This window comes from Niallia sp., assembly GCF_031978665.1.
Taxonomy (GTDB): Bacteria; Bacillota; Bacilli; order Bacillales; family Cytobacillaceae; genus Niallia.
This window is the reverse complement of the sequence record NZ_DALZDK010000036.1, coordinates 28,438-39,811: the sequence shown is the minus strand read 5'-3', so window position 1 is coordinate 39,811 and position 11,374 is coordinate 28,438. Positions and strand designations below refer to the sequence as shown.

15 protein-coding genes are annotated in these 11,374 nt (G+C 35.8%); all 15 read right to left on the bottom strand.

Annotated features, from left to right (window positions below; all coding sequences use genetic code 11):
- On the bottom strand, positions 1-925 hold a 925-nt coding region (locus RTL21_RS18245), incomplete at its 3' end, for a flagellar biosynthesis protein FlhA (protein ID WP_312097904.1).
- Between the two features lie 74 nt (positions 926-999).
- The gene (flhB, locus tag RTL21_RS18240) at positions 1,000-2,079 is read right to left on the bottom strand and encodes a flagellar biosynthesis protein FlhB (protein ID WP_312097902.1); all 1,080 of its coding nucleotides are present in this window, start codon (positions 2,077-2,079) and stop codon (positions 1,000-1,002) included.
- Positions 2,080-2,859, bottom strand: a complete 780-nt coding sequence (gene fliR / locus RTL21_RS18235; protein WP_312097901.1) for a flagellar biosynthetic protein FliR — start codon at positions 2,857-2,859, stop codon at positions 2,080-2,082.
- 7 nt (positions 2,860-2,866) lie between these two features.
- Entirely contained in the window at positions 2,867-3,136 is a 270-nt protein-coding gene (gene fliQ / locus RTL21_RS18230) for a flagellar biosynthesis protein FliQ (RefSeq protein WP_016201137.1), read from the bottom strand.
- Positions 3,137-3,148: 12 nt separating this feature from the next.
- Complete coding sequence (fliP, locus tag RTL21_RS18225; protein ID WP_312097899.1) at positions 3,149-3,814, bottom strand: flagellar type III secretion system pore protein FliP; 666 nt, start codon at positions 3,812-3,814, stop codon at positions 3,149-3,151.
- Positions 3,807-4,541: a flagellar biosynthetic protein FliO gene (locus RTL21_RS18220; RefSeq protein ID WP_312097897.1), complete on the bottom strand. Its 735-nt coding sequence runs from the start codon at positions 4,539-4,541 to the stop codon at positions 3,807-3,809. The genes fliP and RTL21_RS18220 overlap by 8 nt, the downstream gene beginning before the upstream one ends.
- Before the next feature lie 24 nt (positions 4,542-4,565).
- Positions 4,566-4,928, bottom strand: a complete 363-nt coding sequence (locus RTL21_RS18215; protein WP_312097895.1) for a response regulator — start codon at positions 4,926-4,928, stop codon at positions 4,566-4,568.
- Positions 4,929-4,948: 20 nt separating this feature from the next.
- On the bottom strand, positions 4,949-6,178 hold the full coding sequence (gene fliY, locus RTL21_RS18210) for a flagellar motor switch phosphatase FliY (protein WP_312097894.1): 1,230 nt from the start codon (positions 6,176-6,178) through the stop codon (positions 4,949-4,951).
- On the bottom strand, positions 6,168-7,166 hold the full coding sequence (gene fliM / locus RTL21_RS18205) for a flagellar motor switch protein FliM (protein ID WP_312097893.1): 999 nt from the start codon (positions 7,164-7,166) through the stop codon (positions 6,168-6,170). Before fliM ends, fliY begins: the two co-directional genes overlap by 11 nt.
- A 31-nt stretch (positions 7,167-7,197) precedes the next feature.
- Positions 7,198-7,626 (bottom strand): flagellar basal body-associated protein FliL, encoded by a 429-nt coding sequence (gene fliL / locus RTL21_RS18200; RefSeq protein ID WP_312097892.1) that lies wholly within the window; start codon positions 7,624-7,626, stop codon positions 7,198-7,200.
- Positions 7,616-7,837: a flagellar FlbD family protein gene (locus RTL21_RS18195; protein WP_312097891.1), complete on the bottom strand. Its 222-nt coding sequence runs from the start codon at positions 7,835-7,837 to the stop codon at positions 7,616-7,618. The genes fliL and RTL21_RS18195 overlap by 11 nt, the downstream gene beginning before the upstream one ends.
- 51 nt (positions 7,838-7,888) lie before the next feature.
- A complete protein-coding gene (flgG, locus tag RTL21_RS18190; protein WP_312097889.1) occupies positions 7,889-8,683 on the bottom strand; it encodes a flagellar basal body rod protein FlgG in 795 nt (264 codons plus the stop codon).
- A 75-nt stretch (positions 8,684-8,758) separates the two neighbouring features.
- The gene (locus RTL21_RS18185; protein ID WP_312097887.1) at positions 8,759-9,160 is read right to left on the bottom strand and encodes a TIGR02530 family flagellar biosynthesis protein; all 402 of its coding nucleotides are present in this window, start codon (positions 9,158-9,160) and stop codon (positions 8,759-8,761) included.
- A gap of 11 nt (positions 9,161-9,171) precedes the next feature.
- Positions 9,172-9,810 (bottom strand): flagellar hook assembly protein FlgD, encoded by a 639-nt coding sequence (gene flgD / locus RTL21_RS18180; protein WP_312097885.1) that lies wholly within the window; start codon positions 9,808-9,810, stop codon positions 9,172-9,174.
- A 14-nt stretch (positions 9,811-9,824) separates the two neighbouring features.
- The coding region (locus tag RTL21_RS18175) for a flagellar hook-length control protein FliK (RefSeq protein ID WP_312097883.1) at positions 9,825-11,374 on the bottom strand (1,550 nt) is incomplete at its 5' end.

The window sequence follows — 11,374 nt, the reverse complement described above, 5'->3', positions numbered from 1 at the left end:
TTTTCGATAAGTAATAGGCGCCAAAGATCAGAAGACCTGCAATAGGAATCGTTAAAAAGTCATCAATCGGCGTAAATAATCCTAAGAGAAAAATCGTTCCGCCCGCAACATACAGCATTTTTGGGTAAGCCATTAGCTGCGTGGTAATATCAGAACCAAGATTACCTTCAGAAGCAGCTCTTGTAACAACGATACCTGTTGCAGTAGAAATTAATAATGCAGGTATTTGGCTGACAATTCCGTCCCCTACTGATAATAAAGAAAAATGCTGTGCAGCATCGCCCGCTGCCATACCAAGCTGGGTCATTCCTATAACAATACCAAAAATCAAGTTAATAAAAACAATAATAATACCAGCAATTGCATCCCCTTTAACAAACTTACTGGCACCATCCATCGAACCGTAAAAATCAGCTTCTCTACTTACTTTTTCACGACGATGTCTCGCTTCTTGCTCTGAAATAATTCCTGCATTTAAATCGGCATCAATACTCATTTGCTTACCTGGCATTGCATCTAATGTAAACCGTGCAGCTACTTCTGATACACGCTCCGAACCTTTTGTAATAACAACAAATTGAATGATGACAAGAATTAAGAAAACCACTAACCCGACAACTATATTCCCTCCAATAACGAAGGTTCCAAAGGTATGTACTACCCCGCCTGCATCCCCAGTTGACAAAATGGATCTTGTCGTGGATACGTTAAGCCCAAGACGAAACAGGGTTGTTAATAACAAAAGGGAAGGGAAAATAGAGAATTCGAGAGCTTCACTCATATTCATAGTTAATAATAAAATGAGTAGTGCCAACGTAATATTAAGTAATATGAGAATACTCAATAACCAGGTTGGAAATGGAATAATCAACATTGCAATAATGAGAATTACTCCAATCACTACGATTAAGTCTTTCCTTGCCATTTCTTCCGCTCCTTAAATAACTCACATTTGTTTCCTTATTATTTACAATAATTCATTTACTAGTAATTCTTCTGTTATTTATCTCTAGTCTGATAAACGAAAGCAAGCACTTCTGCAACTGCCTTATAAAATTCTTCTGGTACTAAATCACCTATTTCTACTTGATTATACATAGCACGTGCTAATGGGCGATTTTCTACCATCACAACATTATTTTCTTTTGCGACTAGTTTTATTTTTTGTGCGATAAAATCTACCCCTTTCGCAACAACATAGGGCGCGTCATACTTTTCCTCATCATATTTTAAACAAATGGCATAATGAGTTGGATTGGTAATGACAACATCAGCAGTAGGCACATCTTGCATCATTCGATGCATCGCCATCTCTCTCTGCTTTTGTTTTATTTTTGATTTTATTAATGGGTCCCCTTCCATGTTTTTATATTCGTCTTTAATGTCTTGCTTAGACATCCGAATGTTTTTTTCATAATCATATCGTTGATACATGTAATCCATTAGCGATAATACTAAAAGTGCAACCGATGCATACAGTCCCATTTGCACAGTCAATTTAGCAATTGTTACAGCTATAGAACCGATTGATTTATGGGAAAGAATAAGTATTTCGTCCATTTTCCCCCATAGAACGGAAAAAACAACAATGCCAATTACCGTAATTTTCAGCAAAGACTTCAAAAGCTCTACAATCGAACGAAGGGAAAACATTCTCTTAAATCCAGAGAGTGGATTTATTTTCTCTAATTTAAATTTAATGGCTTCTGGTGAGAATAACACCCCGACTTGCATATAATTGGCAATTAAGCCCCCAACAAGGGCTGCAATTAATATCGGACTTAATAGGAGTGCAACTTCCTTCACAATATTTATAAACAATGTCTGCATATTATTTACAGACAAGTTAATAGACTTAAAATCGGTAAAGGTAAAGGTGAGAATGGACAATAATCCATCTAAGAGATACTCTCCTGTGAAGCTTAATACGCCAAAAACAACTAAAAGAACAAGTGCTGTATTGACATCCTGACTTTTTGCGACTTGTCCTTTTTTCCTCGTATCTTGTCTTTTCTTTGGAGTAGCCTTTTCTGTTTTTTCACCTGCAAAAAACTGAAGATTTAAAGCTAGGAGTTTCATTTAACCAGCTCCTCCTATAATGTTCATCATTCCCCTCATCGTTGTTAAAATAGATGAGAATAAATGAGATACGGAAGTCATAAGTACCCCCATAACAATAAAGAGAATAACTAATCCCGCGATTAGTTTAATAGGAACACCAACAACAAAGATATTTAATTGTGGTACAGTTCTAGCCACTATCCCTAACCCTACATCGACTAAAAAGATACTTCCGACAACAGGGATGGACATTTGAAAGGCAATAGCAAACATGAGACTGAATGTTTGCAGGAGAAATTCCGCTAGATCCCCGTTTCCAAAGTTAATAAAAGCCTGTTTCATCGGTATATACTGATAGCTATAAAAGATGCCATCCAATAATAAATGATGACCATTGGAAGCTAATAAAAAGAACATAGCAATAATCGTTAAATATTGGCCTGTAAGAGGGCTTTGCGTTCCCGTTTGGGGATCAATCACATTTGCGATGGCAAATCCCATTTGGAAATCAATAAATCCACCTGCAATTTGAATTGCAGAAAACAACATATAAGCGACAAACCCAATTAATAGCCCTACTAACGCCTCTTTAAGAATAAGAAAATAGTAGCTTGCATCAATTGTTAGTTCTGGTACATCCATCCCCCAAAACATCATTAACGATAAAAAAAAGCCTAAACCTACTTTAAAAGACGTAGGAATCGTCCGATAAGAAAATAAAGGAAGCATTAAAAAAAAGGAAGTAACCCGAACTAGGATTAATAGAAATGCTGGGAAATTTGATAAAAGTTCATCCATCACTCTTCTATCCAATAAACCTTGTTAAATTTGAAAATATATCTTTCGTATAGGAAAGCATGTGACTCAACATCCATGATCCAAAGAAAACAAGTCCAACAAGCACTGCTACAATTTTTGGAACAAATGCCAAAGTTTGTTCTTGAATTTGTGTCGTTGCTTGAAAAATACTTATGATAAGTCCAACTGCTAACGCAATTATTAACAGTGGTCCGCTGATAATTAACACGGTAAGAACACCTTTCTCAGCGATGGAAATAACCATTTCCTGTGACATTTTTTCACCTTCTTAAAAACTTTCTAACAGTGATTTTACAACTAAATACCAGCCATCTACCATAATGAATAATAGTATCTTAAACGGTAACGAAATCATAACAGGCGGCAGCATCATCATACCCATTGACATTAAAATACTCGCAACAACCATATCAATGACTAAAAATGGGATAAAAATCATAAATCCGATTTGAAACGCCGTTTTTAGCTCACTAATTGCAAAAGCAGGTACCATTGTTGTTAAAGGGATATCCTCAATCGATGTAGGAGCTTCCGCTTTCGAGTAATTTAAAAATAAGGCTAAATCTTTCTGTCTTGTATGCTTGCTCATAAATTCTTTTAACGGTAATGCCGCGTTATCATACGCTTCTTCTAATGTAATTTCTTCATTAAATAATGGCGTCAACGCGGTATCGTTTACTTCCTGAAAAGTCGGAGCCATAATAAAGAATGTCAAAAACAAAGCTAATCCTATAATTACTTGGTTAGGAGGCATTTGTTGTGTTGCAAGCGCCGTTCTGACAAAGGAAAGAACAATCACTATTCTCGTAAAACTAATTAGTAAAATGATGATACTAGGTGCTAAAGAAAGGACGGTTAATAATAATAACAATTGAACAGAGGTAGAAACATTTCCTGGATCATTGTTATTAAAAAACTGCATAAACTCATTCATTTTTTTCTGACGATCCTTTCTTTTTCTTCTCTAGTACTTCCATTTTTTCCTTACGTTCACTTGATATTCGCTCTAGTTCTTTTGACAAACGAATGGAAAAAGACTCTTTTGTCTTAGGTGTAGATTGACCCGCTGTAACTAAACTCTTCACCTTTGTCACAATATCGCTTGGTTGTACTAGTTGATCTAATTTTCGATTATATTCTTCCAATATTGCTTTATACTCTTGTTCATCCTCAATCTCTTTGATTAACTGAATACTATCGCCAACACCTACTATTAGTAACCGATTCCCTACTTTTATTAATTGAATGGATCGATTTGCTCCTAGTGCGGTACCACCAATGTTTTCAATTATTTGAGAGTTTTTATATCCATGATTTCTTTTATTAATAAATCGCAAAATAAAATACATTAAGAAAACAACAAATATCGTTGCAAAAATCATTTTAATAAAATCCCAAATCGTAACGCCGATTGAATCTGTATCCTCTGAATTCGTTTCTTCTAAAAGTAAATCAGATTGATCCGTTGTTTGGTCGTCTGTATCAGGATTCTCCTCTGTTGTATCTTTTTTTGCGTCTTCTTGATTTTTATTTTCTTCCGATTCATTATGTAAAATATCATAGACACTTTTATCAATTTGTTCTGCATAGGCTTGAGTTCCAAAGCCTAGCAGAACAATGATGAGTAGTGAACAACGAATTAATAAATATGCTTTATTCACATTCGGCACCCTCTATTTTAATTTTTAGCCTAATGTTTTACTGATTGCTTCTAATACACGATCTGCTTGAAATGGCTTAACAATAAAATCCTTCGCACCAGCCTGTATTGCATCAATAACCATTGCTTGTTGTCCCATTGCGGAACACATAATAACTTTCGCATTTGGATTAATTTTTTTGATTTCCTTTAATGCTGTAATTCCATCCATTTCTGGCATGGTAATATCCATTGTTACTAAATCTGGTTGTGTTTCCTTAAATTTTTCAATTGCCTGCATGCCATCAGCTGCTTCTCCTACGATTTCATATCCATTCTTTGATAGAATATCCTTGATCATCATACGCATAAAAGCCGCATCATCAACGATTAGTATTTTTTGTGCCATTTTCCTCATTACCCCCAAAATTATTTTAAATTCTTTAATCGGTCCTTTTGACTAACAATATCGGTTACACGAACACCGAAATTCTCATCAATTACCACTACTTCCCCCTGTGCAACCAAACGATTATTTACAAGGATATCTACAGGCTCTCCAGCTAACTTATCCAATTCAATGATGGACCCTGAAGACAACTCTAATATCTCTTTAACAGATCGTTTCGTTCTTCCTAGCTCAACCGTTACTTGTAAAGGTATGTCTAACAACATATCTAAGTTTTTTGTTTCTGTCGTTGTCTGTGGTTGCATTTCAAAACTAGAAAAACCTGCAGGCTGTACGTTTGGTGGTGGACCTTGTGTAGTCGATCCTGAGCCAAAATATTGCTGCTGATGCTGCTGATTCACGTTTGATTGATATGCGCTTATATTAGCTGGATTGGCATAATTATTAGGTATTTCGTTAGCAAATTGCTGATAATTATTTGGCGCCTGTGACTGTTGCATCGGTTCTTTTGGCTCATATACTGAATTATAATCGACTTCGGGAATATTTGAAACGTCTTCTTCTGTATTAGCTGGATTTAATAATCCTTCCACTAAATTTTTCGCAAAAGAAAGCTGTAATAATTGCATGATATTGGAATCAATTAAATTTCCAATCTTGATTCGAAACGAGATTTTTGCAAATATGTCTTCATCTGGAATCGTCTCTGTTCCTTCCCCATGATTAAAGTCTAAAATATCAATACTTGGAGGAGAAATGTCGACTTTTTTGCTAAAAATAGTGGACATGGATGTAGCTGCCGAACCCATCATTTGGTTCATTGCTTCTTGAACCGCACTTAACTGTATTTCATCTAACATGTCTTTATTAGCATTTAGACCATCTCCACCAAGCATTAAATCAGCAATGACAGCGGCATCTGCTTGTTCAATTACAAGCAAATTCATCCCAGAAAATCCTTCTGTATAATTGACTCTTATTGCCACATAGGGATGCGGGAACTCTTCAGACAGCATATTTTTTGAGATCACACTTACAGTTGGTGTCGTGATATCTACCTTTTGATTTAATAATGTGGATAGAGCTGTTGCCGAGCTACCGAAGGATATATTTCCGATTTCCCCTAAGGTATCTTTTTCTATATCCGATAAGTATTTTTCTACATCCATTTTTGGACTTTCATTCGTTACACTATCTCCCCTTAAGAGAGCATCAATTTCATCTTGTGAAAGCATATCCTTACTCACCATCTTCCTTCCCCTCCTCTAAAGTTCCTAATACTTGAACGGCCATTTTTTTATTTACTTTTCCTGGTTGTCCAATAAATTTAGGTATATCTCCAACTTTAATGATTAAGGGTTGTTGTATCGTTTGATTCATTTCAATGACATCACCAATATCCAACATTAAAAAATCCTGGATGGAAATGTCAGATGTACCTAGTTCTGCGACTACTGGTACGATCGACTGCTGAATATTTTCTTCTAAAAGAGAAGTAAATTCAGGGAGTCTTTCCTTTTTTTCTGCTTGCATCCAATAATGACCGGACAGCTTTGGAATGATAGGCTCTAGCACCACATGTGGAATACAAATATTAATCATCCCACTTGTTTCTCCGATCGTTGTATTTAACGAAATAACTACAACCGTTTCATTTGGAGAAACCATTTGTAAGAACTGTGGATTTACTTCGAATTCAGCAAGGCTTGGTTCAATATCTACAAGATCTTCCATTGCCTCCCTAAAGTGATCAAAGGCACTTTCAAAAGTATTTGACATGATTTTCGTTTCAATTTCAGTCAAATTTTCTACTTTATTGATACTGCTGCCTCTGCCGCCCATCATTCGATCCATCATAGCATAGGCGATATTGGGGTTAACTTCCATCAAGACTCTGCCTTCTAACGGAGGAACATCGAATACGTTTAGAATCGTCATTTTAGGAATGGAACGAATAAATTCTTCATACGGTATTTGATCTGCTGATGTAACAGAAATTTGCACATATGTTCTTAATTGTGCAGAGAAAAAAGTGGTTAATAATCTAGCATAATTTTCATGGATCCTTGTTAAGCTTCGAATCTGATCCTTTGAGAATCTTAATGCTCTTTTAAAATCATAGACCTTAACCTTTTTTTCCTGCTGCTCTTTTTTCAGCTCATCTGCATCCATTTCTCCAGATGATAAAGCAGAAAGAAGGGCATCTATTTCATTTTGGGATAAAATATCAGCTGACAACATTACTCACCTCCATCTTTTCTCTGTTATTTTATTGGAGTAGAGAGTTTACAATATAAACTTGGACTACTTTGCCTTCCTGCATGAGTTCGTTAATTTTATCCTTGAGATCATTCTCTAATTTAATTTGTCCATTTTTTCCTTTTAAATCTTCTGTTTTTTTCTCAGATAGCTCTTGAATAATAATATTTTTCACTTGAAAATCTCTTTGTTCAAGTTCTTCCTTCGCCTTCTTACTATCTGTCTGAATCTTAAAGGATATTCGGATGAAATTATCGGATGCTAAGTTCGTCGTAATTTCTTCAACATCAACAGAAGATTCCAAGATTTCTTCAATGGACGGTTCTTTTTCCTTCTGGTCGCCAGTGAATTTCCAAATATAAATGAATGCTCCTGCTCCAGCTAGTGTAATGACTAGTAATAAAACGAGCATGGTAATGATAATTTTATTATTCTTCATCGTCTTTCTCTCCCACATGCGGTAATCCGAAGAGGTTCACTTTTTGATAAAAATGATTCATTCTCTCTAATACTTCCTCTTCACTTTCTTTAACAACAAATTTATTCCCATTTGTTAAAGTAATTGTTGTATCAGGAAAAGATTCGACTGTCTCAATAAATAACGCATTTAATAAAAATCTTTTTCCATTTAGCCGAGTTAAATGTATCATTTTTTATTGAGAGGCTAACCTTAACGGAAAGCCCCTCCCCCTCCAATTAAATTATCGTTTTAAGTTAACTAATTCTTGTAGAATTTCATCAGAAGTTGTAATGATCTTAGTATTTGATTGGAATCCTCTTTGAGCTACAATCATTTCTGTAAATTCTTCTGAGAGGTCAACGTTGGACATTTCTAGATAACCACTGTTGATAGAGCCTGCACCATTTTCTCCAGCAAATGTTTCTTTCGCTTCTCCAGAGTTACCTGAAACTTGGAAAGTGTTGCCGCCTGCTTTATCAAGTCCTTCTGGATTATCAAAAGTGAACATTCTAATTTGGCCACCTTCTTGTAATTCACCCGCTGCATCAACATAGCTAATTTTCCCATCTGTACCAATACTGAAACTTTGCGCATCTACTGGAATTTGCGGAGTAGTACCACCATCAATTGTTAATTTTTGGCCACTTGAATTAACAATATCTCTATTTCCATCAAAGTAGAAATTACCTGTTCTCGTATAAAAGCTTGCACCACTAGCATCTTTTACTTCAAAATAGCCTTCCCCTGAGATAGCTAAGTCAAGCACTCGACCTGTCGTTTGCATACTACCTTGTGTATGAATCGTATCAATAGAAGCAACCTGTCCACCAAGTCCAACTTGCTTTGCATTAATACCACCTTGAGCTCCATCTGGCTTCGTTGCACCAGCAGTTGTTTGGCTAATTAAATCACTGAAAGTTGTACGACCTTTTTTAAAGCCATACGTATTAACGTTAGCAATATTATTCCCAATAACATCTAATTTTGTTTGAAAGTTTTTCATCCCACTGATTCCTGAATATAATGAACGTAACATGTATAATTATCTCCCTTCGAATGAACTGCCTCTATCACTCAGCAGTTTTTGGCCTCCATTTTGGTCCAGCCTATTTTAATTCATAATAATTGTTCCATTTATATTGGTGAAAATTTGATCTGTAGCTTCCTCACGATCCATTGCCGTGATCACTGTATTATTTTTCGCACTTACGATTAATGCAGCATTATTTAAAAGTACGAGTGATTCTTTTATTCCCATTTTCTTTGCCTGTGTAACTTTTTCTTCAATCGCCTTCCATTTGGCATCATCTATTTCAATGCCTCGCTGCTGAAGTCTCTCATTTGCATGTTTACTAATATTCAGCGTATTTAAGGAAGATATCGACTGATGTAAATGGGTAGAAAACGATGGGACAGTTTGCGTGTTATGCGCAGTTGACTTTGATTTAATCGCCTCAATACCATTTTTAATAGCAGCATGTGATTTTATCGAAGGATAAATGGGCTTATCCATCCAATCACTTCCTATTCAATTTTTGTAATTTGCCCTGAGGTAATTTTGCTCTCTGCCTCATCATCTAGTGTTAATTGTATTTGTCCATTCTTTACTGACACAGACTGAACTTTACTACTTACTTCTTCCTTATTCTCATTGGAATAAGAAACGATTTTGCCAATTAATTGACTTGCTAAAACCAAATTGTTTTCCGCTGTGTTTGTACTCATGCTTGAAATATTTGCTGGCGTAACCTGTGTTCCATCATCCAGCGTGAATATAACACTATCCTCTGCATAGCTGATAGAGGTTACTTTTCCTATACCAGAAGTTGTTGTACTATTCCCTGCCTCATCTGTTTCTACCTTACTCCAATTCACTTCTTGTCCCATAAATTGTCCGTAAGAGATTAAATTCGACTGTGTTTGCAGAGAAATTAAGTTTGTCATAGATGTGTTCAAATTCTGCATTTGTTCTAAGCTTGAGAACTGAGCCATTTGTGCGATAAACTCTTTATCATCCATCGGATTGGATGGATCTTGGTTTTGCAATTGGGTAATTAAAATTTTTAAGAAATCATCTTTTCCTAAAGAAGAACTGCCAGTAGAATTATTTGATTTCTGATAGTCTGTTAAATAAAGAGAAGTGTCATTAATTGTATTTGCCATTGTTACTTTCTCCTCTAAACTTCCATATTTAATAGTTCTTCAAAAAAGGAAGTTTTTTGTTTATTCTCATCTTCATCAGCATCATTCTTATCTCTTTGTGATGGAGACTGTTGCTGTCCTTGTTGCTGCTGTTGCTCTTTTTGTAACTTCTCCTGTGGTTGAGAAGACACGATGATATCAAGTTTATCCACTTGCAGATTTTGTGCTGCAAAACCATGTTTTAAGCTAGTAAGCTGCTTATCTAACGTTTCTTTTGCTTCAGCAGTTGTCGTAATAATTCTTGCAATCATATTTCCTTCATTTTGGGTAATTTCAATTCGAATGGACCCTAAATGATCTGGCGCTAGACGAATAGAGAGCTTTTGCATGTCACCAACTTTTGTAAATGTACTATTTGCTAATAGTTTAGCAAACTGTTCCTCTACATTTTTCGGCTGTGCCATTTCTCCTGAATCAGTCAATAGCATAAGCGGATGTTGCTTTATAAAAGCATTTTGCACAGTTGGAAGAACATTTGTATTCTCATCCCCCTGACTTACTTCAGCAGTTTCCTTAATTCCTGCAGTTGGCACAAATAATTCTCCTGATTTTCGTAAGGAACTAACCATGATAGGGTTAATCATTTTCTGAACAACTGCTGTATTCTTTCCTTCTAGTTGTTTATCAACTTTTGAAAGAATGGACGAGATAATCGATTTAAGCTCAGTAGTTGCTCCTGTTCCAATTTTTTCGGAAACATCTAACTTTTGCCTTTTTGGATCTGTTTCTTTCACAACCGCGTTTCTATTTTCTTGCAACGCACGATTTTGCATGGCTAATAGCTTCGAATCAACTGCGGAATATCTTTTTGGGATCTCTCTATTTTCCTTACTCACCATTAATTCCGCTTCTTTTAATGCGGTTGCCGTTTCTTCTTGCATGGATTCGATAGAACTGTTTTCTTGAGACAAGCTATTTTCCTTTGGACTTTCCATTTCGGTAATTGGATTTCTTGCCATCCTTAAAGAATTTTCTTCTATTCTATTATCTGCTATCCCTATGTCACTAGCAGATAGAGAATTTATCGTTATCTTACTATTACTGCCATTAGAAGATGTTGTCGTATCTTTATAGATAACACCCATACCATTTACTGAAGAAAAGCTACTTTCTTTTTCAAGTTCGTTTTTATTTGGGAAAACACTTACCGTCTGTCCATTTTCTTCTGCCCCTTGGATATCCACCATCCCAAATTCTCTTAAAGGAGATGATTTATCATTTGTCTTTCTCTCGACAGTTGGCGGGATTATTTCTTCTGAGATAGCTTCTATAGGACGGTCCTCAACAGCTAGCCTAAATCCTTTTGGATTTATCCCTACATTATCTTGTTCTCCATCACTTTGTGATAGCTGATTTCCTTCAGGAGAATGACTTGCAAATTTATGACCTGCTTGAGAGCTACTATCCCACTGCTCCACAGTTTGCTCATTCAAACTACTCGTTTGTTTACCATTTGTTTTATCTCCCTGTAATACAATCAACTTCTCAGAAGCATTCATTTCGGACTTCATTACTGGTATCATTG